The sequence below is a fragment of the Pedobacter folensis genome, from assembly GCF_056490665.1.
Window position 1 is genome coordinate 45,583 of the sequence record NZ_JBWJIF010000001.1, and the last position, 22,012, is coordinate 67,594.

A 22,012-nucleotide genomic window follows, 5' to 3' on the forward strand; every position below is an offset into this window, starting at 1 on the left:
ATTCAGTATTTAAGTTTGTTTGTTTTTTTGTTAATGCAGTAAAAAATTATTTGATGCCGTATTCTTTCATAATATTGTTTAGCCATTTTAATAAAGCAAAACCGATTATGGCCGAACCCATCAATAAGGAGAAGTTTACCCAAAAGAAATTGGATTTATCTTCATAAGTATCCCATAAGGTTGCCAGTACGCCCGAAAGTTTATTGCCTATTGAGGTAGATACGAACCATCCGCCCATCATTAAAGAAGTTATCCTTACCGGACTTAATTTTGATACCAGCGATAAGCCCATCGGACTTAGAAATAATTCGCCAATGGTAATTACGCCATAAGTTCCCATTAGCCAAAGAACAGATACTTTTTCTGCTCCGTTTTTCCCAATATACACTGCGGTAACCATCACCAATACCGATATAGCCGAGATGAATATCCCGAATATAATTTTAGTCGCGGTACTCGGCTCTTTACCGCGGCGCCTTAACCATGTAAAAAAGGATACAATTAACGGGGTTAACAGAATTACCCATGCCGGATTGATCGACTGGCTTAAGTTTGTTGCCCATAATTCTACTGTGCCACCTTCCTGAGGCAATTCGGCGGCTGGTACATTTTTGAAATAGGTTGGGTAGTTGTATTCTTTCTGCACCACACCATCAACTTTCTGGAGGCGGAATGCATTGTCGTATAAGGCTACACTATCTTTTTTATAGGTGATATTTTGTGATAAGCTAAACTTAGAAAAAGTGTTTTTTGCGGTGGTATTGGTTAGGCTTCTATCGGTATACCGATCGGCCCAGGTGGTTAGCGCTGTGCCGTTTTGTTTAAAAACCGCCCAGAACAAAATTACAACTACAAATATGGTAAGTAATGCGGCAATAGGCCTTTTTTCTTCTTTACTGGCTTTAAAAAATAAGGTGCTGTAAAAGTAAATCACAGGGAAACAGGCAAATATAAAGGCATCTGTACTGGTAGATCCTACCAGCGGGTGGCCGATTAATTTAGTTGGCACTATCCAGCCAATCACACCAGCAACTACCGAAGGTAAAAGTATCAGTAAGCAGATTTTTAGAAATGACATGTCGCCATCCACAATACCCTTTTTAACATCGAAAGCCCGGTAATGTTTAAGGCCGATAATAAATACGGCTACACCAATAAACATACCTACGCCTGCTGCAAAGAAGGCATATTCCCAACCCAGCATAATATATAAGGCAGCGCCAAAAAAGTTGCAGATAAAGGCCCCAACATTAATACCCATGTAAAAAATATTGTAACCATCGTCTTTTTTTGCCACGTACTCTGGCGTAGAGTAAATATTGCCCAATAGGGTAGAAATATTGGGTTTAAAAAAGCCATTACCAAAAATAACCAGGGTCATGGCCAAATAAAGCATCGGTAAACTATGAACCCCCATTAAGCAGTATCCCACACCCATCATGATGCCGCCTATAATGATAGACTTGGCGTAACCCAGGTACCGGTCGGCAATTAAGCCGCCTAAAAAAGGGGTTAAAAATACTAAAGCTATAAATGTTCCGTATAAATCGGCAGATTCTGCCTCCGTCATGGCAAAACCTGTTTTTACATCTTTTAAATAAAGCGTAAAAATGCCTATCATTAAATAATAACCAAAACGTTCCCACATTTCAGATAAAAAAAGAAATTTTAAGCCTTTGGGATGTTTAGTTTGGTTTGTTGTGGGCATTTATTGAAGATTTTTAAAGCGCAATATAGCGAGTGGAGGCCATTCTCACAAATTTTTGCACCTGGAGTAAGGTAAATGATTTGTTAAGGTTTGTTAAGAATTAAAACTTTCTGATGGGTTTAACATTTTTTTTGGGGTCGGCATAGAGCTCGTCACTCGAATTCGGATCGTTGTTAAGTGTGATATCTTCCTGCAGCTTTAGCCTTCCACCTATGATTTTAAAACCATAAAAAGTGCCGTCTGATCCGTAATATTCAAATTTTCCCTTTATTTCAGGATCGAATGAAGCAAGGTGGTCGAACACAATCATTCCTGCTTTCAGATCGGTTTTTAAGGTCATGGCGTTTGATTTGGCATATTCGAATATGATCCTGTTTTTTCCTTTTAACTCTTTTCCATCGAAAACCGGAGCACCGAATGTAAGATTGTCCTTTTCGAAAGAAAGGATATCGATTACCTTTTTAGTGGTGGCCTGCGTATTTCCTTTCCAGCCTAAAAGCACATAATAAGGCAGGCGGTTCCCACTGGTTACCGGAACAATTTCATAATATCTGGCACCAAACCATTTCTGATTATTGGTAATGCTATTGGGATCGGCTAAATTTTCGGTCTGATCGATTAAGGGATAAAGTTTCAATGGCCCGCTTTTGGTGTTCATCTGGATGGCCCCATAATAGCGGTATGAACCGTTTTCGAGCAGAACATACCAGCTCAAAATCCTAAAAGCCTGATCGGATGATTTAATTACGGAAACGTTTTTAAGCGAATCGAATGAGTAAGAAAAAGAATTAGGCGTTTTTAAAGCCTCAACCAATGTTTTTACGAAACTACCGTTCACTTCGAGTTTTTGCGCATCGCTTTGCGCAGCAATAACCCTTGCCGATATTTTAATCAGTGTATCCTGGAAAACGTTTAATTGGTTTGGTGCCTGTTGCGCTTTTAAACTAAAACTAAGCGTTCCAAAAATTAAAAGGATATAAAATCTGATAAGTTTCATATGATCAAATGCCGAAAAATCCTGCAAAACCCAAAATTACAATTTCCCGATAACTAATGCGCTTGCGCCACCGCCTCCGTTACAAATTCCGGCAACACCGATTTTTCCGTCGTTTTGTGCCAGTACCGAAAGTAAGGTAACCACAATCCGGGCACCAGATGCACCAAGCGGGTGACCCAATGAAACCGCGCCGCCATTAACATTAACCTGATTGTCGTTTAATGCTAAAAGTTGATTGTTCGCGATAGAAACCACAGCAAAAGCTTCGTTGATCTCGAAAAAATCTACATCATTGATATTTACATTGGCTTTGTGTAAAGCCAGTGGAATTGCTTTTGAAGGGGCAGTTGTAAACCATTCGGGCGCCTGTTGTGCATCAGCATAGCCTAAAATTTTAGCCAGAGGTGTTAAACCGAGTTCTTTTGCCTTATCGGCGCTCATTAAAACTAATGCCGCTGCGCCATCATTTAAGGTAGATGCATTTGCAGCAGTTACGGTTCCATCTTTTTTGAAAACAGGTTTTAGTGAAGGTATTTTATCAAATTTAACGGCTGTTGGCTCATCATCGGTGTCAACCAAAGTAATGTCGCCTTTACGGTCTTTAACTTCAATGGCCACAATTTCATTGGCAAATTTACCAGAAGTTTGTGCCGCTTGCGCTCTTTTGTAAGAGCTTATGGCGAAATTGTCTTGTGCCTCGCGGCTGATATTACATTCGGTAGCACAAAGCTCTGCCGCTGAACCCATGTGGTAATCGTTATACACATCCCACAGACCGTCTTTTACTAAACCATCTGTAATCTGTCCATGCCCCAGGCGATAGCCGTTTCTGGCTTTGTCGAGGTAATAGGGAACATTACTCATGCTTTCCATTCCGCCGGCAACTATAATTTCGTTGTCGCCATTTGCAATACTTTGTGCCGCAAGCATAATTGCTTTAGTGCCCGAAGCGCATACTTTATTTATGGTAGTGGCAGGTAAATCTGGTAAACCGGCAAATTTAGCGGCTTGTGTTGCGGGTGCTTGTCCTAAGTTTGCAGATAAAACATTACCCATGTATACTTCCTGGATCTGTTCTGGTTTTAATCCGGCTTTTTCAATGGCTGCTTTAATGGCAAAACCACCAAGCTGGGTAGCAGAAAATTGAGCTAATGAGCCTCCAAAACTGCCAATAGGCGTTCGCACAGCTGATACAATTACAACTTCTTTCATGTAAACTAAATTTTATGAATTTTTTGGTTAGGCCGCTAAGTTAGTCAAACCTCGCAGGTTTCCAAAACCTGCGAGGTTTAAAAATAACGTTTAGAAAATGATTTTAGCCTATTTGAAAATAATTGGTTTTTAATAGCTTTTTTGGAAAGGTGCTTGAGTAGTGCTTGGGGTAGCTCAGTCCTGCTGTTCGCTATAGCCCTCATACTTCGGGGCTGTCGCTGCCATCAGGTTTAAATTACTTGAGGCGGTGGTGCTTGGGGATCAGTTAATTTAAAGCTGTGGGTTTTGCGTTAGGGATTGTAAGGGTTCAGTACCGATTTTTCATCGGTACCGGAGCGCAGCGCAGCCCTGCAAAGCCCGACCCTTTCCCGAATTCTCGGGATTGGGGAACGCCCAAAGCATTTAACAATTGGTAGTTAACAATTTGCAGCTCTATTCTTCCTTAGCTTTGCCTTTTTTTCTGGATTTTATCGCCTGCGTGAGCAGAAACTCGATCTGCCCGTTCGTACTTCTAAACTCGTCAGCAGCCCAGGTTTCTACTTCTTTTAATAAAGCAGGACTAATTCTTAATACAAAAGCTTTTTTATCTTTCTCCGCCATTCTTATTGTATTGCTTGTATATTATACCTCGTTTTTAAATTTAGAAGGAACATTTCGAGTTCCTCTATTTTATTGGAGCTGAACAAAAGTTTTTTGCCGTTTTTAAACTCCAGCTGCAAGCCCCTGTTTTTATCGTTTAAAAGGTAAGCTTTGTCTTTAAATTTAAACCAAAGGCGGTTTTTTACGCCATAACCACCATATTCGGAAAATGCATCGTACTTTCTGATATAAGCTTTTTCGATACTTACCCAGCGGAAACGACTTGGTGTAAAGTGAAAGGGGGGATATCGGAAAGATACACCTTCAGCCGTTATTTTTAAGGTGAGTTTACTCTGCTGCACTAAAAAAATGATTAAAAACGGAGATAGGATCGCTAAAACCGGAGCGAAGTACATCGCTTTAAGCTCAGCATAACTCAGGCCCTTATTCTGAAAAATAAGCAGGGCTGCTGTTGGGAATATAGTTACTGCTATTACCAGGTATAGCCACCAGATCTTTAAACCATGTTTTTCCTCAAACTCCATTGCACTTAATTATATAAGGTTCCGGTATTTACCACAGGCTGTACATGGCGATCGCCACAAAGCACGACCAGTAAATTACTCACCATGGCGGCTTTGCGTTCTTCATCCAGCTCAACAATTCCTTTTTGTGATAATTTCTCTAAGGCCATTTCTACCATGCCTACAGCACCTTCTACTATTAATTTACGGGCTGCAATAACCGCTGTAGCCTGCTGACGCTGTAACATGGCGCTGGCAATTTCTGGTGCATAAGCCAAATGCGAAATCCTGGCTTCTAAAACTTCGATACCTGCTCTCGATAATCGTTCGTTCAGTTCGTTTTCTAACAGTTCACTCACTTTATCCGCACCATCTTTTAAAGTGATGCTGGTTTCTTCGCCCTCAGCATGATCATAAGGGAAAATGTTGGCCAGGTGCCTTACAGCGGCTTCACTTTGTATGTTTACGTATTGCATGTAATTTTCAACAGAAAACACAGCCTTAGCTGTTTCATTTACTTTCCAAACCACCACAGCGGCAATTTCGATCGGGTTGCCCAGTTTATCGTTAACTTTTAACTGCTGTCCGTTTAAATTGTTGGCTTTTAATGATAAACGTCTTTTAGCGGTTAGGGGATTTACCCAGAAAAATCCATCAGCTTTTACCGTACCGATATACTTTCCGAACAGCGTAAGTACCATCGATTGATTGGGGTTGATGATTAAAAAGCCCGGGAAGATTAAAAATATATCTATGGCCAGTAAAATCCCTCCCCAGAGAAAGATTTCTGAAACAAAGCAAAAAATGGAAGCGCCCAGCAATGCGATGCATAGTGCGAATGTTAGATAGCCTGATGGCGGATTGATAATTTTTTCCTGATACATAATTGATATTAATTTGATATCATAAAGTAAAATATAAAATCTGGTAATTGCAAACAAAAGCCGTAAAATGTATATTAGATAAAAATGCTATTTTTGACAATACAATAATTACATCGTTTTGGCCAAAATCAAGAGAAATTCCCACAAAATCCTTTACCGGAAGTATTCATCAAACCTGAAATATGTGATGATGATATTTACCGTTTTCATTATTACGCTATTTCTACCCAAACAACCCCGGTTTAGATATGAGTTTGAAAAAAATGCAGTATGGAAAAATAAGGACCTGATTTCGCCCTTCAGTTTTGCTATTTTAAAAACCAACCCGCAGGTTAGTGCCGATAAAAAGAATGCCTTAAAAGATATTTTACCGGTTTACCAATTGGATAGGGGCATTACCGCAAATGCTTTGGAGGAGTTTGCCAACGAATTTGATGTGAAATGGAAATCGAAGCAACTGAACGAAAAAGACAGGGATGCCTATAAAAGTGCTTCTTACAAACTGCTCCAGAATATTTACCAGAAAGGCATTATTGGTTTAAATGTAAAACATCAGGCAGGAGGGAAGAACTACGACTTTTCTTTGCTTGAAAACAATGAGGCCCAGGAGAAAAATACACAGGATGTTTTTACTGCAGAGTCGGCCTTGAATTTTTTTAAAGATCATTTTAAAGCCCCCAACCAGGTGATGGGCGATCTGGTTGCCAACCTGGCCATTGATCATATTACCCCGAACATTGTATTTGATGAGCGACTGACGCAAACAATACAGGATAATACGATTAACAATATTTCTACTACCAAGGGCATGGTGCAAAAGGGAGAACTGATTGTAGCGAAGAACGATGTTATTGATGAAGAAATTTATCAGAAACTCGAATCTTACAAAGCAACCTACGATGCACAAACCAAAACAATTGGCAGCAGGGCATTGGTTTATCTGGGACAGGTGGTATTGGTTGGCTTTATACTCGCCATTTTAATGTCGTTCCTTTTTCTTTTCCGGAAGGATATTTTTGCCGATAACCGTCAGCTTTCTTTAATCCTGATTGTGACCACGGGCATGTTACTTGCCTTAACCTGGGCTATTAAGATGGAGATCCCAAGTTTGTACTACATTCCGTTCTGTGTGGTACCTATTATCATCAGGATTCTGTTTGATACGCGTTTGGCACTTTACCTCCATATGCTGGTGATTTTAATTGCCGGTTTCTTTGTAGCCAATAGTTTCGAATTTGTGTTTTATCAGGTTACGGCGGGCATGGTTGCTATATTTAGTATCAAAAATTTTGTGAAGCGTGAAAGATTCCTGGTTTCGGCCTTATTTATTCTTCTGGCTTATTTGGTTTCTTTTATCGGTATAGCCCTGCTCCGCGAAGGATCTTTCCGCGAAATAGAATGGATGAATTTTATTCCTTTTGTTTTTAGCGTACTCTTATCGCTCTTAGCTTACCCTTTAATTTATCTGTTCGAACGTATTTTTGGTATCACATCAGACGTGGCCCTGATTGAGCTGACCAATACCAATAATAAACTGTTAAGAGAACTTGCTTTTAAAGCGCCTGGAACATTTCAGCACTCTTTACAGGTGGCTAACCTTGCCGAAGCTGCAATATTTAAAATTGGAGGTAATTCTGTGCTGGTAAGGGCAGGTGCCTTATATCATGATATTGGTAAAGTTGATAACCCGCAATATTTTATTGAAAATCAAAATACAGCTGTTAGTCCGCACGATAAATTGCCTTATGAGCAAAGTGCGCAGATTATTATTCAGCATGTGCACAAAGGAATTGAGATTTTAAGAAAGAACCAGATTCCTGAAGCGATTATTGATTTTATCAGAACCCACCATGGTAATACCCGGGTTGATTATTTTTATCAGTCATTTTTGAAAAATACACCTGAAAAATTTGTCGACGAAAACATTTTCCGTTACCCCGGACCCATACCTTTTAGCAAAGAAACTGGTGTGTTAATGCTCGCCGATTCGGTCGAAGCGGCCTCAAGAAGTCTGAAAAATCCCGATGCGCAGAACATAAATGACATCGTTGAACGGATAATTAACTACAAATTGGAGCAAAATCAGTTAGATGACTGCGATTTGACGTTAAAAGATATTGAGACTATCAAATTGATATTCAAGACGATGCTTATGAGTATCTATCATGTGCGTATAGATTATCAACAAATTTTGTAATTTTTTTTTGTTGGATAACTTGTTTTACTATATTTGCAGACCTCAAAACAACGCCGGTAGGGCGGAAAACAGAGGATAAGGAGAGGTGCCTGAGTGGCCGAAAGGAACAGTTTGCTAAACTGTCGTACTGGTAACGGTACCGCGGGTTCGAATCCCGCCCTCTCCGCAGAAAATAAAAATTTGCAAATAAAAATGGAATTATCAATTTAAAACCGTTTCTTTGCAATCCCTTCGAAAAAGGGAAATAAAAAAAGAAGATACCAAGTTCGGGATGTAGCGTAGCCCGGTATCGCGCCTGCTTTGGGAGCAGGAGGTCGTAGGTTCGAATCCTGCCATCCCGACAAAAAGTTGATCCACTTTTAAAACAGGATTAAAAGATCGATACCAAGTTCGGGATGTAGCGTAGCCCGGTATCGCGCCTGCTTTGGGAGCAGGAGGTCGTAGGTTCGAATCCTGCCATCCCGACTACAAAAATCGGATGCAAAATCTGACGAAAACCCTCTAATCAGTTGATTTAGAGGGTTTTTTGCTTTTATTTCATATCAGTGAAGTGTGTAAATAGCCGATATATTTAGCACCTATTTCAGCACCTAAATCTTATCTCTATCATTGTAAAATTCCAAGTCGCATTTTTTTTTTAATTACTAAAAACTATTTTGCATCATGTAGCTATCACCTGTGTTTTACTGTTTTCCAGGTGCTAGAATAGGTGCACAGCTTAGGAGGAAATTTTATGAAATCCCAGCACACTTTTGCCCTCTCATTCTATTTAAAGAGGGAAAGCGAGGTAAATGGCAAAGCTCCAATTTACGCGAAAATTACAGTCGATGGTAGGTACATAAGGCTGTCACTAAAGAGGTCTGTTGAACCCAAATTCTGGGATCAGAAAAAACAGAGGTTTTTGGGGAATACGAACGAAATTATTTTACTGAGGGAAAAGCTCAGAAAGGTGACAAATGAGATTAATGGTGCTTATGATGAGCTAAGGTACCAGAAGAAAGCGATCACAGCTCAAGCGATCAAATCGAAGGTCGAGGGTGATGAAGAAAGAAAAAGCCTTTTGTATTTGATCAAGTATCATTATGAACATCAGGGCTCACTTCTAGCTCCCGGAACAATTAAGAACTATTACTCGACCGAACGGTTTCTGAAAGAATTCCTTACCCGAAAAAAGTTGACCGATATCCAGCTTGTAGATGTGGATTTTCGGTTTATTACTGAATTTGCAGTTTATTTGAGAAAAAAAGAACCAGACAGATTCCAGCGTCCCTGCACCAATAACACTGTCATGAAGCATATGGAAAGACTTCAGAAGCTTACGGGGATCGCCTTGAAATTCGGCTGGATAACTACAGATCCATTCATTAACTATAAGCGGCATATGATCAAGAAAGATCGGGAATGCCTCAATATGGACGAAATTTCGGTATTATGGGAACTGGAAGTGTATGATAGAGCGATAATGGTTGTGAAAGATATGTTTCTGTTTAGTTGTTACACTGGTCTTTCTTACAATGAAATCAGTAGACTCACGAGTGATTTTATCATAAAGGAGAGTGACGGAAGTATCTGGATTGAAATGGTTAGGCAAAAAACATTGAATACAAGTGAATTAAAATTTCATGTGCCAATCCTTCCCGAGGCGTTGGGGCTTATTGAAAAGTATGAACATTCAGCCGACTCGCTATATAAGGGAACTATTTTTCCATGTCCGACCAATCAGTACATGAATCGCTGCCTGAAACAGATTTCCAGGTCGGCTGGGATTAGTAAAAACTTGACCTTTCATATGGCACGGCATACCTTTGCAACGACAATAACCTTGGAAAATGGCGTGTCGATCGAAAGTGTGGCACACATGCTCGGGCACAGCAGTACCAGGACAACCCAGATTTATTCAAAGGTTAAGAAAAAGAAAGTTGCCAATGAAATGAACTTGGTAAAACTAAGGTTAAATCCCATTATCAGAAAGGTAGTTTAAAATTGCCCAATCACTTATCAATTTTTTATTTTATTAAATACTAGGGTAATGACGTTAATTTACCTCATTTCCCCTAGCTATTTTAAGAACTTCATTTTTATACAACAGAAAATTACCATGGCAACATTAGAATTTATTACCAAGGAAGATCTTGAACAATTCAAGCAGGAACTTTTTGCAGAGCTACGAAGACCAACCTTCAGGGCTCCAAATAGCAAGGAAAAGCAAAAGCCTTTTATCAAGAGTTATGAGGTTAGACAATTGTTAGGGATTTCAGCCGGAACGTTGCACCAACTTCGAGTAAACGGTGAAATAAAGTTCACCAGGATTGGCGGCTCAATGTATTACAAATACGATGATATTGAAGCGATGATGAACGGCAAGGTTTAGGAGTGATTGCACACTGACCAGAAAAGAAAACTCAGCCTATCACAGCCAGGCTGTGTGACATATAATAAATCTATCTAACGGCCTTAATCTTTTAAATGCCGTTAGATAGGTAACTAATAGATCGGTGGATTGTGATTCTTTCTATCACATCGTTAGCTCTTCCTCATGCGCCGGAATCAATGGATCTGCGATCCTGTCAAATTTACCAGAAAGATATTTCTGTTACTAAAATTTGCCCTTATGCTCAGCGAGGATATTTTCTTTCCAGCAGGATTTGGATCCGAAGTTTATATTTGTTCAGAGAGAAAGGAACTAGATGCGCATCATCCGGTAATCAAATTGGTGGCCAGTTTGGCCGGAAATAGAGGGGTCACTTTCACGGTTCTTCGTCACTTTTGGTGAAAATCTATAGAATGACTAGCGGTACGTGAATTGGGTAGCACCAAGTCGTCGGAGAGAATAAGATTCCTGTCTAGGAAATAATTATTTTTATGTGGTTTCACCAAAAGTGACCAAGAACCACTTGGAGCGAAAGATGTGGTCACTTTTGGGATATTCCCCATCTTGCCTATCAAATATATTTTCAACTACGCTCTAGTATAACATTTACACAAAAAAGCTAACCGTTAATTTCGTTGTAAATATCTGGCGGATTGCATTTCAATATACAAGGTTCGTAGTCTTAAAAAAGCCGTCCTTAATTCACTATAGTCTTTTTTGTCTTTCTGGTAAAAGTCAACGCTAAAGCTGTTATGAGTACTACCTTTACGCTTAACACCATTCAGACTTCCTTCTGCCTTTATAGCTTGTTTATCAAATACGACAGAAAAATATCCCATTCCATATTTGTTCGGCTTCTCTGAAATTAAAGCGATGCCTGTAATTTCGGATGGATCAAAATGTTGCCTAGACACAGATATGTTTTTCTCGCCGTATGTCATTTCCTTTGTTGTCTCAAAAAGGACAGTGTAAGCAGTATCTATACTTAATTTGACAGATTTGATTTTAGTTTTAAAGTCATCACTTGACGTGTAAGTTTCTAAATCCAGAGATTTTTGTAATTTCTTATTGATAAAAGCAATGGTTTCTTCTTTTGTCTGGGCATTAACGGCCAAAGTACCAATTACAAATAATAGTAGGAGCAATAATTTTTTCATGATTCAAATTTACTATTCACTCTATATATCACAATACCCAAAACTGGGTAAATTAGTGAGAATTCATAATTGCTAGAACTGACTCAACAAACTTTTCACATGATGCTCCAGTACATTAGTATCGAATGATTTTTCAATAAATGCATCGCAGCAAGCTTGGTCTTGAGATGTTAGATGTACCTCATCTACGACCGCTGAGACTAAAATGATTTTAAAATGCGATATTGACCCATCTGGTTTTATTTTTCGAGCAAGATCTCGAGCATCAACATTTCCAAACTTTATGTCAAGAATCAGAAGATCAGGACTATATTCAGAGACTTTATCGAAAAGTGATCAGCCGAATACAGATTTCTGACCTCATAATTAGCGTCGATCAGAACCAACGAAATCACATCGGCATTAACTAATGAATCGTCAACAACTAGTATTCTCTTCCTGCCTGTGTATTTCAGTGAAAGGAGCTTTTCGTCTCTTTGGTGAAAATCTATAGAATGACTATCGGTACATGAATTGGGTAGTACCAAGTCGTCGGAGAGAATAAGATTCCTGTCTAGGAAATAATTAGGTTGGCCCTAATTGGTGACTCCCTGTCTTGCTTACCTGTTTCAAATGTAAGTAAGTCCCCCGGATTTACCTTTTTACATCTCAAGTTGCCCCTAGTTTTATTTCCAAATAAAAATATTTGGATATGGGAAAAAGTGGAGTGATCAAGCTCAGCAAGATTGGTAGGCCGCTGTATCACCAATATGGTAACAAAGAGGCCATTGTAGAAGGCAAAGATCGTCATGTACTGCGTAGTGCAAATTACGAATAAGGGAAAAACCAGATGAAATTATACCAAAATGGGAAAGAAAAAGGAAATCACCCATGCCCATCAGTATTTCAATCCAAAGCGAAAACTGCAGGGAACAAAGGTCGGGATGAGGTTAAGGATCAGAAAATTGCTCCATTCATTTTCATCGGTAGAGAATCGTAATAAAGAGGGGAATAAACACTAGCCTAATGGAAGGACTCTGCCCGCCCGTGCACGCAGCAAGATGTACGTTTGTAGACAAACGAATCTTGCCATCCTTACGGCTGGGGAACCGCGGCGGGACTTGCGGTTCCAAAATCATTCATTAGCTAAAAATGGCAGGTAAGAAAAAGCAACACCGGGAAAAGCTGCTGGTCCATGTTTTAAGGATCAGGATAGACCAGCAAACTTATGACAAGCTCCAAAACTTGGTAAGCACAAGTGATTGCAGGAGCCCTTGCGCTGTAGCCCGGAAAATCATTACCGGGGCAAGGATCAATGTATTCCATTATGATGATACCATGGGGCCTGTAATGGAAGAACTCTCCAGGATCAGAAAGGAAATCCGGTCGATTGGGATCAACATTAATCAGCAGACCCATCATTTCCACCAGTCCAAAAGCAGCAGTGAGAAATGGTTCTATGCCAACCGTACACTCCAGGAGTACAAAAAAACAGATCATAAAATCGATAGGCTTTTATTTATCGTCAATCAACTGGCAAAAAAATGGTTGTCAAAATCAGAACCGGAAAAAAGATAGCTGGCGTGGTGTATTATAACGAAGATAAAGTGTCGGAAGGGAAAGCGGTTTTGCTTGCGGCCAACTGTTTTGCTGCAGATCCACAGGAGCTCACCACAAGTATGAAGATCAACCGGTTTTATCAGCTCACCAAGTTGAATGAAAGAGCCAAAACTAATGCGCTCCACATCAGCCTTAATTTCCATAAAAAGGATGAATTGGATGAGGAAAAGATGGTTGGGGTTGCCCGGAAATACATGGAAGGTATTGGATTTGGTGATCAGCCTTATCTGTTATATGGCCATAGCGATGCCCACCATCCGCATCTGCATATTGCGACAACGAACATCCAGGCTGACGGATCGCGGATCAGCCTGCATAATATCGGCAAAAAAGTATCAGAATCTACGCGCAAAGCTATTGAGCTCCAGTATGGGCTAATCGTAGCGGAAGGCCGGAGAGTCATCTCAAAAATTGATAAAGTACCGGCACCTAAACCTTTGGAATATGGTGAAAAAGCATTTAAAAAATCATTATCTGGCCTCATCAGAGCGATACGGGAACAATATGGCTATGCTAGTCTAAACGAATTTAATGCGATTTTGAAAACCTATAATGCTATTGCTGTACCGGGAACACCCGGGTCCAGAATGGAGGAGAATAAAGGTTTGCTATATGCGGTATTGGATGAGAACGGGAAAACGATTGGTGTACCACTAAAAGCTAGTTCACTTTCAGGGAATCCCATCTTGGCTAATCTGGAGCAGGATTTTATTCAGAAAGCCAGCGTAAAAGCAGAGCGAAAGCCATTAATAAAAAACAAACTTGATTGGTTACTGGCTAAAGGAGTGGGCTCTGTGGCAGATTTCCAGCATAGACTTTCTAAAATGAATATTGACCTGATTTTAAACCGGACAACTGATGGAAAAGTTTTTGGTATGAGCTATATCGACCATGATTGCAAGGCTGTCTTTAAAGGGAGTGAACTGGGGAAAGCCTATAGTGCAATGGGAATTGCCTCCAGACTCCGGCCGGGCCAAATTCTGGCTCAAAACAGTTCGGTGGCATTGGGGGATGGAGATCCGGTTATCCCACGATCAGTACAGGAGCAAATCGGTCTTGATATCAGCCCTTTATATCAGGCGGACTATGGGCAACCTGTTAGTCCGCTGCTGAAACGCAGGAAGAAAAAGAAACGTTTTATGGGAAGGGATCTACAGCGATGAACACCGGCGAAGATACCAATGGCCTGCGGAAGATTATTGATCTGACACGCTGGATCAGCCTTTTCATACTGGGACTCCATTTTTACTTGTGCTGTTACGCGTTTTTCAGGTCAATTGGACTTCATTCAGTGCTCAGCGACAGGATGCTGACAGGTATAAGCCGGAGTGTATTGTTCCAGGACCTTTATTTCGCCAAGGTGGCCAGTCTTATCTTTTTAGTGATATCGCTGCTCGGCGTGAAAGGGGGAAAGGATGAAAAGATTATGCTGCGGCCGCTGATTCTGCAGTTTAGTGCCGGTATGATTCTCTTTTTTACAAGTGTGTTTTTTTTGCACCTTGTCGATTTCCTGGCTATGAAGACAGTTTGTTATACGGGATTCACGATCATAGGATACCTTTTGATGATGGGAAGCGGTGCAAAGCTTTCCAGGATTGTCAAAGATAGTCTGACGCCTGATATTTTCAACCGGGATAATGAGACTTTTCCGCAGGAAGAGCGGTTGCTTGAGAACGAGTTTTCAGTCAACTTACCGGCGATATACAACTATAAGGGAACAAATAGAAGAAGCTGGATTAACCTGGTGAACATGTTCCGGGGCCTGCTGGTTGTGGGAACGCCGGGTGCAGGCAAGAGTTATTTTGTCATCCGGCATATTATCGCCCAGCACATCAAAAAAGGCTTTAGCATGTTTATCTACGATTTTAAGTATGATGATCTTAGCCGTATCGCCTGGAATATGTTAAACAGATATGCCGCCCATTACGCGGTCAGGCCAAAGTTTTTTGTAATCAATTTTGACTATCCCCTTCACCGCTGTAATCCGCTGGACCCAGGTGGGATGGAAGACATCACCGATGCGACCGAAGCAAGCCGGACGATTATGCTCGGGCTGAACAGGGACTGGATCAAAAAACAGGGCGACTTTTTCGTAGAAAGCCCGATCAATTTCGTGACGGCAATGATCTGGTACCTGAGGAAATATAAAGATGGGATGTATTGCACCTTACCACATGTGATCGAACTGATGCAGGCAGATTATGACCAGCTTTTCACCCTGCTGGAAAAGCAGGAAGAGATCAAGGTACTGATCAACCCCTTTATCACGGCCTGGAAAAACAACGCGGTACAGCAGCTTGAGGGACAGATCGCTTCGGCTAAAATCTGCCTGGCCAGGCTTTCCAGTCCACAGCTTTATTATGTGCTGAGCGGGAATGATTTTACCATGGACCTGAATAATCCTGAGGATCCAAAGATCATCTGTGTGGGAAACAATCCACTGAAAATCCAGATTTATGGCGCTGTGCTCTCCCTTTACGTCTCGCGAATGATCAAACTTGTCAATCAGAAAGGTAAAGTTAAAAGCAGCCTGATCTTTGATGAATTCCCCACCATTTATTTCAATAATATGGATAGCCTGATTGCCACCGCAAGGAGTAATAAAGTAGCGACAACGCTTGCCATACAGGATTTCAGCCAGCTAAAGAAAGACTATGGACAGGAGCAGGCCGATGTGATCACCGGCATTGTGGGCAATATCATCAGCGGGCAGGTGACGGGCGATACCGCAAAGAAGCTCAGTGAGCTCTTTGGCAAGATCATGCAGGACCGGCAGAGCAAGAGTATCAACAGTTCGGATGTGTCGATCAGTAAATCCACGCAGCTGGAAATGGCCATACCGGCCTCTAAAATTGCATCCCTTTCCTCGGGGGAATTTGTGGGCATGGTTGCCGACAACCCTCAGGAAAAGATATCGCTCAAAATGTTCCATTGCGAAATCCAGAATGACCATGCTAAAATCGCTGCGGAAGATGCAGCCTTTGAAGATATACCAGATGTGGCATGCGTAACGGATTCCGATATACGCATCGCTTATGAGCGTATCAAAGCCGAAGTAGCGCAGATCATTGCCGCTGAAGGTCAGCAGGAAGAGGCCGGAGAGGAAGCGGGAGATAAGAAGAAAAAAAAGAAGAGCAAGGGGAATGACAGACGCTCTACTGGGGTATCTAATACCTTATCTACCTGAATCCAATACCATTTTTTTATTTGCCGGGGCAGTTGCTGGGAATCAATTTACAGAATATGATTTTATGTCCATGCGGTTATATAGCCCGATTTACTTTTCTGCTTGCTTTACTGTTGCATTTGGAAGGAACTTTTCAATTTTACGGCCACCTAACCAGCACTTTGCGATCCGATCCGCAGAGTATAAACAGATTTATGAGCAAGAACCCGGGAATGAAATCCCTGCGCATCGAAGTGTCTTTTACCACACGTGAATTTCATTCACTTAACCTTTATTTTGCTGATCTGGCAAAGATCGATCTGCTTAGTGAAGAGGAAGAGGTTTTGCTGTGTAAGCGTATCAGGGAAGGGGATCGTTCCGCGGTAGAGCGGCTGGTAAGGGGAAACCTGAGATTCGTGGTGAGTTGTGCTAAAAAGTACGAACATATAGGACTGCCTTTAGGGGATTTGATCAATGAAGGGAACTTGGGATTGATTACCGCTGCCGGAAAGTTTGATGAAACCTTAGGTTTTAAATTCATCAGTTATGCGGTATACTGGATCAGACAGGCCATGTTGCTCGCGCTTGGTGAGTATTCCAGGATGGTGCGCCTTCCGATGAACCAGGTGCGCAATATCACTGTAGCCCAGCAGAAGATGGGCGAGCTGGAGCAGTACCTGGAACGCGCTGCAACAGTTGAAGAACTGGCAGATGCCGCTGGTGTTCCCGCGCATCAGTTGGCTGAGCAGTTGAATTTGGACCGTATACCACTCTCCATCTACCAACCCCATGGCATGGATATGGGTGAGCGGCAACTTTGTGATATTATTGAGGATGAAAGCGTAATGCCCACGGATTACCTTTCGGATATCAGTGATCGTGCAATGTTGACAGGAAGGCTGCTTGCTACCCTAAATAGCAAGGAAAGGAAGGTGATCGAAGGACTTTATGGGATCAACTGCCCGATGGAATCCAGTTACGGGGTTATCGCCGGCGACTGCGGGCTTACAACGGAAAGGATCAAGCAGATCGAGAAAGGGGCGATCAATAAATTAAGGGTGCTGGTCAGAGGAAGCAGGATCATGAATGGCTGATGTATGGGACGTGGCCCTGGACAGCGTCCTTATTCTTGCGCTGTTTTTCTGGGTTAGGTTGCTTCCCTCAGAGGCCTTTTTTTTGGGAGTATGCACCAGGCAGACATCAGACATTCGAAAAGAAATGGAACATGAAAATCACAATTCAGATTTTGGGATTGAAACTTAGCTATTTATGGTTAGCGTTTTTCACCAAATGTAAAAGCAATATAAAACAGCAATAAAATAATGACTAATGACATCATGGTCCATGGCGGGGTGATCTTCGTTCTGGCGCTATCGGCAGGGCTCATTCTGCGAAAAAAGAGATTGCCTAAAGGGAAAGTTGAACTGCAGGATGATGATGTACACTGGTTATAGGATGATATGAAAAAGACTAAGATATTATTGATCGGTGCCTGCGGGCAGATCGGATCAGAGCTTACCGGCGCATTAAGGGCGAAATATGGGCGTGACCAGGTGATGGCTGCAGATATCAGGGAGCGTACAAAGGTCGCCGGGGAAATGCACCCTTATGTGAAACTCGATGTGCTTAACAAATCCGCGTTATTGATGCTCTGCAGGGAAGAAGGCATCACCCAAATCTATTTGCTTGCAGCTATGCTTTCGGCTAGTGGCGAGAAAGAACCAGCTGTAGCCTGGCAGCTGAATATGGACGGCCTGCTAAACGTGTTAGATGTTGCAGTGAAATGTGACATGCAAAAAGTATTCTGGCCAAGCAGTATTGCGGTATTTGGCCCCAATGCGCCAAAGCAGCTCAGCCCCCAGGCCAATGCCAGCACGCCATCAACGGTATATGGGATCAGCAAGGCAGCAGGGGAATATTGGTGCCAGTATTATTTTGATAAATTTGGACTGGATGTCAGGAGCCTGCGATACCCCGGGTTGATCAGTTATAAATCGCCCCCAGGTGGCGGGACTACGGATTATGCCGTGGATATCTTTCACAAGGCGCTTAGCGAGCGGAATTACCTTTGTTTTTTGAAGCCGGGAACAGCCCTGCCAATGATGTATATGTCGGATGCAATCAGGGCAACCCTGGAGCTGATGGATGCTCCTGCAGAAGATATAAAGGTGAGGACATCCTATAATCTTTCAGCAGTGAGCTTTACGCCCGAGGCGCTGGGCGAGGAAATCGGGAAACATATCGAAGGGTTCAGGTTGGACTATCTACCGGATTTCAGGCAGCAGATTGCAGACAGTTGGCCGGATTCGATCGATGATCACAACGCAAGAGCTGATTGGGGATGGAAGGCGAGATTTGATCTGGAGGATATGGTAGAAGATATGCTGGAGAATTTGGCCAGACGGAGCTTGAATGCTACCATTTAGTCTGTTTTTCTTTTCTGGCCGGGTTTGTTCCTGGTTGAAAAGGAAATGAAGGGGTTTATTGGTATTCGATCATTCTTTCTTACAGGTTAAATCGCCAGGTTTTGCCTGGTCAAACCCGAATGTTAATTATTGGATATGGATCTTATCACCTTGGCCCTGAATTTTCCTGTGCCGTTATAAACAATGGTGTCGCCCAGTTCGTTTCGTTCAACGGCTTTAAAATCAATGTATCCATATAAACTGTCGCCAACTTTGTACCTGTTCCGGTCCAGGATAAGTTTCTGGTGTAGCACCCAATGCTGCGGCTTGTCCAGATTTCCCTGATACACTACATCTGAATACTGGTAGCCTTCTGTATAGAAGTGTTTATTGTGGTAGCAGATGTTAAAACCATGTCCACCCAATGGGCCGCGCAACCCGATGTCGATGTGCATGGTATCTGATTTAGAGAAATAGGCTGTGCAGGTATTGTAATTTGAATTTAAAGAATCCTGTCTGGTATGTTTTTTTCCGATCAGGAATGAGACCAGACTACTCCTTTTCAATGTGGAGTCCTGACTACGAAAATTCATCAGTTCCTTTTTTGTGTCCATTAGGGTGAAAGTGCTGTCTTTTGACAGCGCCGGATTAATCGTGGCAATGTCCCAACGTTTTTGCCGGGCATTTTTGCAGCTGGAAAATATAGCCGTAGATAGGAAGATGGGAAGGATTAGTTTGGCGGTTATCATTTGGCTTTTAGAATGGGATGCATGTGTGCCGCGCTTTCCATAAATGATTGCCGGGTGGATGATTAGATTTGGTCCAACGTTTCGATTTCGTGATCTGATTGTAGTTCCCGGATAAATTTGCTCGGGCTGCGCTTATTGTACATCAGGTAAACCTTGTGACGCGCCCTGGTCAGTGCTACATAAAAAAGCCTGCGCTCTTCTGCATTGTCATAGCTGCCGCTGTCTTCCAGCAATGAATCCAGTACAGGATCATCGGCGATTTCTGAAGGAAATCCAAAGATTCCAGAATCAAGCCCTAAAAGGATTGCGTAGTCGCAGGTCAGGCCCTTACTGCCGTGTGCGGTATGAAAAGAAATGCGCAGATGCGGGTGTTTTTTTCTCAGTTCAGCAAGGTCAGTAGGTATATTGTGGTTGTAGCGGCCGATCAGGAATACATTAGCTTTTTGGCCAATCCTCTTAAGCACCTGGTTGATCCTGTCAAATATGCATAGATCTATCTCCGCTTTTTTCATCTTGCCCAAAACAATCGGAACCAGTGCGAAGGCAGGAAAGCTCGCATCAAAGGGGGAGGATAGTTTCTTTCGGAGCTGGCCAGGGTTTTTCTGGATGAAGGTACTGCTTACCTGCAGGATTTCGGTGTTGAAACGGTAGGTCTGCAAAATCTGGTTATCTGCTGTGGCACCAAAATAATCGCTGAAACGGTTGATAATTGACACATCGCTACCGTTGAAGCGGTAAACTGATTGCCAGTCATCGCCTACCGCGTAGAGTTTGGCCGAAGGGTTGGCTTTTTTCAGCGCGTCCAGCAAGGCATATCTACCCTTGGACATATCCTGGAATTCATCGACCAAGATGTACTTATAGGATTTACGGTACTTTCCCTGCTGAATATAGCTGGTAGCATGGTTGACCATATCGTTGAAGTCGATGCTGCCCGTATCCTTTAGTTTTTTTTCATAAGCGTGGAAAAGCGGTGTAAACACGCCCAGGAATACCGAAAATCTTTGTTCCATACCTTCAGTCCTCAATTGAGCGGGCGTGGTCCCGCTGGACTTCATCAGGTTCAGGAAAGTATAGATTAGTCCAATGAACCCTTCAAAATTTTCTGTTTTTTTCAGCCTGGCAATAACTTCTTCCGGGTTCCTTTTCCGGAGCAATACGCCAAAGGCGCTGAGCTGCGATTTTAAGGATCGGAGCATCGACCCTTCAAGGCTCTGGTAAGAATAGGTTTTGATGAGCCTGGTGCCATACCTTTCATGGATGTGCTGTTTCCAATTCATGCCATGGTGGTAATACTCCCTTGCTGTTTTAAATGGCGGCTTTGCCGCAAACCAGTTTGGTACATCGCCATTCCTGTCAATGCCATAATGTTCATGGTAAATATCATATCCCGGAAGGTAAAAATCCGGTGCATAGGCTTTGAACTGCGGATTGCGGTCCTCGCGTTCCATAGGAAAGAGCGATTCATATTCGAAATCAACCTGGTGCAGGTATAGGAAATTCGCGATCTGGAGTTCTTCCATGCTTTTGACCTCAATGCCGTTCAGGCTGATGCAGCGCTGGGACTGCTGGTGCCTTTTGAATTCCTCGGCAGAGTTAAACTCAAATTCATCTTTTACCGGACGGTTAAAAAAAGCCAGGAAATTGATGGCTTTGGATTGGAAGTCCTCATCGCTTTTGAAAAGCAGGTCAAAATGTTGCTGCAGGAAGGCTTTTGCTTTATAGTCCTTACCCTCAAAGGCAATGTCCTTCGGGTGGGGATTACAGTACCTGACCACCTGGTTGCCGAAAGAATTGAAAGTACGGAAGGTCACCTGTTCTACGCCGGAATCCTTTCCGCAGAAGCGTAAGGTTCGCTCGAACATTTCTTCGACCGCTGCATTGGTGAAAGAGATGACCAGCAGCTCTTCGGGCCCAGCCAGCTTTTTATTCAAAAGGTATGCGATCTTGGCGCTGATTGTGGTGGTTTTTCCGGTTCCCGCGCCTGCGATGATCAGGTTATTGTCTTCCTCACTGACCACTGCGCGCATCTGTTCATCAGAGAGGGGATACTTTTCAAGGTTTGAAAAAAATGATCTGTAACGGTCTATTTCTGAGTTGATAAATGCCCGGTTATAGTTTGATCTATGTTCCGCAATTTTATTGTGAAGACTGGCAAAGCGGTCAACGGTTTTAAATTCCTGTTCTGTGAGCTTATAGCTGGGATAGTCCCTGGGTATGCGCGATAGAAGGGAAGCATGCCTGGATCTTAGCTGAAGGTAATCGTGATGGGCGAAATATTTCTTTCCTGAGAAATAGGGATTGAACTCAGTAGTCGCGCTTTCGATCTGTGGCAGCATGGCGATCAGTTCCTGTTTGTTTTTCTGCGCTTTCCTCCGGCGGTCATACAGGTACCAGATGCCCAGGCTCAGGATAACAAGGATAATCTTGACCAGAAGGCTTGGGCCGCGCTGTTTGTTCATGG

The 22,012-nt window shown here is 42.3% G+C and carries 19 protein-coding genes, 3 tRNA genes and 1 pseudogene; 13 read left to right on the top strand and 10 right to left on the bottom strand.

Features of this window, described 5'->3' with window-relative positions; all coding sequences use genetic code 11:
• Positions 1-46: 46 nt before the first annotated feature.
• The 6 genes from AC04QZ_RS00075 to AC04QZ_RS00100 all read right to left on the bottom strand — a co-directional run bounded on the left by AC04QZ_RS00075 (position 47) and on the right by AC04QZ_RS00100 (position 5,904).
• Positions 47-1,708 carry a peptide MFS transporter gene (locus tag AC04QZ_RS00075; protein ID WP_478356034.1) on the bottom strand — a complete coding sequence of 554 codons (1,662 nt, stop codon included), beginning with the start codon at positions 1,706-1,708 and terminating at the stop codon, positions 47-49.
• A gap of 100 nt (positions 1,709-1,808) precedes the next feature.
• Positions 1,809-2,705 carry a hypothetical protein gene (locus AC04QZ_RS00080; protein ID WP_478356035.1) on the bottom strand — a complete coding sequence of 299 codons (897 nt, stop codon included), beginning with the start codon at positions 2,703-2,705 and terminating at the stop codon, positions 1,809-1,811.
• A gap of 36 nt (positions 2,706-2,741) precedes the next feature.
• Positions 2,742-3,917 (bottom strand): acetyl-CoA C-acyltransferase, encoded by a 1,176-nt coding sequence (locus AC04QZ_RS00085; protein ID WP_478356036.1) that lies wholly within the window; start codon positions 3,915-3,917, stop codon positions 2,742-2,744.
• 432 nt (positions 3,918-4,349) lie between these two features.
• A complete protein-coding gene (locus AC04QZ_RS00090) occupies positions 4,350-4,517 on the bottom strand; it encodes a type II toxin-antitoxin system antitoxin (RefSeq protein WP_086545783.1) in 168 nt (55 codons plus the stop codon).
• A gap of 2 nt (positions 4,518-4,519) precedes the next feature.
• Positions 4,520-5,041 carry a hypothetical protein gene (locus AC04QZ_RS00095; protein WP_478356037.1) on the bottom strand — a complete coding sequence of 174 codons (522 nt, stop codon included), beginning with the start codon at positions 5,039-5,041 and terminating at the stop codon, positions 4,520-4,522.
• Positions 5,042-5,046: 5 nt separating this feature from the next.
• Positions 5,047-5,904 (bottom strand): SPFH domain-containing protein, encoded by an 858-nt coding sequence (locus AC04QZ_RS00100; protein WP_029276438.1) that lies wholly within the window; start codon positions 5,902-5,904, stop codon positions 5,047-5,049.
• 190 nt (positions 5,905-6,094) lie between these two features.
• On the opposite strand from AC04QZ_RS00100, the gene AC04QZ_RS00105 reads away from it, so the two are divergent.
• From AC04QZ_RS00105 to AC04QZ_RS00130, 6 genes are all read left to right on the top strand, one after another.
• Positions 6,095-8,101, top strand: coding sequence for an HDIG domain-containing metalloprotein (locus tag AC04QZ_RS00105; RefSeq protein WP_086545785.1), 2,007 nt, complete (start codon positions 6,095-6,097; stop codon positions 8,099-8,101).
• Positions 8,102-8,180: 79 nt separating this feature from the next.
• A tRNA-Ser gene (locus tag AC04QZ_RS00110) sits at positions 8,181-8,267 on the top strand.
• A 101-nt stretch (positions 8,268-8,368) separates the two neighbouring features.
• A tRNA-Pro gene (locus AC04QZ_RS00115) sits at positions 8,369-8,442 on the top strand.
• Between the two features lie 50 nt (positions 8,443-8,492).
• A tRNA-Pro gene (locus AC04QZ_RS00120) sits at positions 8,493-8,566 on the top strand.
• Between the two features lie 268 nt (positions 8,567-8,834).
• Positions 8,835-10,082, top strand: coding sequence for a site-specific integrase (locus AC04QZ_RS00125; protein WP_478356038.1), 1,248 nt, complete (start codon positions 8,835-8,837; stop codon positions 10,080-10,082).
• Positions 10,083-10,199: 117 nt separating this feature from the next.
• Complete coding sequence (locus tag AC04QZ_RS00130) at positions 10,200-10,472, top strand: helix-turn-helix domain-containing protein (protein WP_478356039.1); 273 nt, start codon at positions 10,200-10,202, stop codon at positions 10,470-10,472.
• A gap of 626 nt (positions 10,473-11,098) precedes the next feature.
• Here the strand turns inward: AC04QZ_RS00130 and AC04QZ_RS00135 are convergent.
• A complete protein-coding gene (locus AC04QZ_RS00135) occupies positions 11,099-11,629 on the bottom strand; it encodes a hypothetical protein (protein ID WP_478356040.1) in 531 nt (176 codons plus the stop codon).
• A gap of 72 nt (positions 11,630-11,701) precedes the next feature.
• Positions 11,702-11,947 (bottom strand): annotated as a pseudogene (locus AC04QZ_RS00140) (hypothetical protein); the annotation flags it as partial.
• A gap of 373 nt (positions 11,948-12,320) precedes the next feature.
• Between AC04QZ_RS00140 and AC04QZ_RS00145 the strand changes: the two are divergent.
• The 7 genes from AC04QZ_RS00145 (at position 12,321) to AC04QZ_RS00175 (ending at position 18,820) form a co-directional block, all read left to right on the top strand.
• Positions 12,321-12,446: a hypothetical protein gene (locus AC04QZ_RS00145; protein WP_478356041.1), complete on the top strand. Its 126-nt coding sequence runs from the start codon at positions 12,321-12,323 to the stop codon at positions 12,444-12,446.
• Between the two features lie 12 nt (positions 12,447-12,458).
• On the top strand, positions 12,459-12,608 hold the full coding sequence (locus AC04QZ_RS00150; protein WP_478356042.1) for a hypothetical protein: 150 nt from the start codon (positions 12,459-12,461) through the stop codon (positions 12,606-12,608).
• 152 nt (positions 12,609-12,760) lie between these two features.
• On the top strand, positions 12,761-13,186 hold the full coding sequence (locus AC04QZ_RS00155; RefSeq protein WP_478356043.1) for a mobilization protein: 426 nt from the start codon (positions 12,761-12,763) through the stop codon (positions 13,184-13,186).
• Entirely contained in the window at positions 13,153-14,391 is a 1,239-nt protein-coding gene (locus tag AC04QZ_RS00160) for a relaxase/mobilization nuclease domain-containing protein (protein WP_478356044.1), read from the top strand. The genes AC04QZ_RS00155 and AC04QZ_RS00160 overlap by 34 nt, the downstream gene beginning before the upstream one ends.
• On the top strand, positions 14,388-16,415 hold the full coding sequence (mobC, locus tag AC04QZ_RS00165) for a conjugal transfer protein MobC (RefSeq protein WP_478356045.1): 2,028 nt from the start codon (positions 14,388-14,390) through the stop codon (positions 16,413-16,415). The genes AC04QZ_RS00160 and mobC overlap by 4 nt, the downstream gene beginning before the upstream one ends.
• Before the next feature lie 194 nt (positions 16,416-16,609).
• Positions 16,610-17,488 (top strand): sigma-70 family RNA polymerase sigma factor, encoded by an 879-nt coding sequence (locus tag AC04QZ_RS00170; protein ID WP_478356046.1) that lies wholly within the window; start codon positions 16,610-16,612, stop codon positions 17,486-17,488.
• Positions 17,489-17,854: 366 nt separating this feature from the next.
• Positions 17,855-18,820, top strand: coding sequence for an NAD-dependent epimerase/dehydratase family protein (locus tag AC04QZ_RS00175; RefSeq protein WP_478356047.1), 966 nt, complete (start codon positions 17,855-17,857; stop codon positions 18,818-18,820).
• Between the two features lie 122 nt (positions 18,821-18,942).
• On the opposite strand, the gene AC04QZ_RS00180 is transcribed toward AC04QZ_RS00175, so the two are convergent.
• Both AC04QZ_RS00180 and AC04QZ_RS00185 read right to left on the bottom strand, forming a co-directional pair.
• Complete coding sequence (locus AC04QZ_RS00180) at positions 18,943-19,548, bottom strand: hypothetical protein (RefSeq protein WP_478356048.1); 606 nt, start codon at positions 19,546-19,548, stop codon at positions 18,943-18,945.
• A gap of 62 nt (positions 19,549-19,610) precedes the next feature.
• Positions 19,611-22,010, bottom strand: a complete 2,400-nt coding sequence (locus tag AC04QZ_RS00185; protein ID WP_478356049.1) for a UvrD-helicase domain-containing protein — start codon at positions 22,008-22,010, stop codon at positions 19,611-19,613.
• Positions 22,011-22,012: the final 2 nt, after the last annotated feature.

Coding starts and splice junctions, on each gene's coding strand:
- AC04QZ_RS00075 (WP_478356034.1), bottom strand. CDS start 1,708: ATGCCCACAACAAACCAAACTAAACATCCCAAAGGCTTAAAATTTCTT.
- AC04QZ_RS00080 (WP_478356035.1), bottom strand. CDS start 2,705: ATGAAACTTATCAGATTTTATATCCTTTTAATTTTTGGAACGCTTAGT.
- AC04QZ_RS00085 (WP_478356036.1), bottom strand. CDS start 3,917: ATGAAAGAAGTTGTAATTGTATCAGCTGTGCGAACGCCTATTGGCAGT.
- AC04QZ_RS00090 (WP_086545783.1), bottom strand. CDS start 4,517: ATGGCGGAGAAAGATAAAAAAGCTTTTGTATTAAGAATTAGTCCTGCT.
- AC04QZ_RS00095 (WP_478356037.1), bottom strand. CDS start 5,041: ATGGAGTTTGAGGAAAAACATGGTTTAAAGATCTGGTGGCTATACCTG.
- AC04QZ_RS00100 (WP_029276438.1), bottom strand. CDS start 5,904: ATGTATCAGGAAAAAATTATCAATCCGCCATCAGGCTATCTAACATTC.
- AC04QZ_RS00105 (WP_086545785.1), top strand. CDS start 6,095: ATGATATTTACCGTTTTCATTATTACGCTATTTCTACCCAAACAACCC.
- AC04QZ_RS00125 (WP_478356038.1), top strand. CDS start 8,835: ATGAAATCCCAGCACACTTTTGCCCTCTCATTCTATTTAAAGAGGGAA.
- AC04QZ_RS00130 (WP_478356039.1), top strand. CDS start 10,200: ATGGCAACATTAGAATTTATTACCAAGGAAGATCTTGAACAATTCAAG.
- AC04QZ_RS00135 (WP_478356040.1), bottom strand. CDS start 11,629: ATGAAAAAATTATTGCTCCTACTATTATTTGTAATTGGTACTTTGGCC.
- AC04QZ_RS00145 (WP_478356041.1), top strand. CDS start 12,321: ATGGGAAAAAGTGGAGTGATCAAGCTCAGCAAGATTGGTAGGCCGCTG.
- AC04QZ_RS00150 (WP_478356042.1), top strand. CDS start 12,459: ATGAAATTATACCAAAATGGGAAAGAAAAAGGAAATCACCCATGCCCA.
- AC04QZ_RS00155 (WP_478356043.1), top strand. CDS start 12,761: ATGGCAGGTAAGAAAAAGCAACACCGGGAAAAGCTGCTGGTCCATGTT.
- AC04QZ_RS00160 (WP_478356044.1), top strand. CDS start 13,153: ATGGTTGTCAAAATCAGAACCGGAAAAAAGATAGCTGGCGTGGTGTAT.
- mobC (WP_478356045.1), top strand. CDS start 14,388: ATGAACACCGGCGAAGATACCAATGGCCTGCGGAAGATTATTGATCTG.
- AC04QZ_RS00170 (WP_478356046.1), top strand. CDS start 16,610: ATGAGCAAGAACCCGGGAATGAAATCCCTGCGCATCGAAGTGTCTTTT.
- AC04QZ_RS00175 (WP_478356047.1), top strand. CDS start 17,855: ATGAAAAAGACTAAGATATTATTGATCGGTGCCTGCGGGCAGATCGGA.
- AC04QZ_RS00180 (WP_478356048.1), bottom strand. CDS start 19,548: ATGATAACCGCCAAACTAATCCTTCCCATCTTCCTATCTACGGCTATA.
- AC04QZ_RS00185 (WP_478356049.1), bottom strand. CDS start 22,010: ATGAACAAACAGCGCGGCCCAAGCCTTCTGGTCAAGATTATCCTTGTT.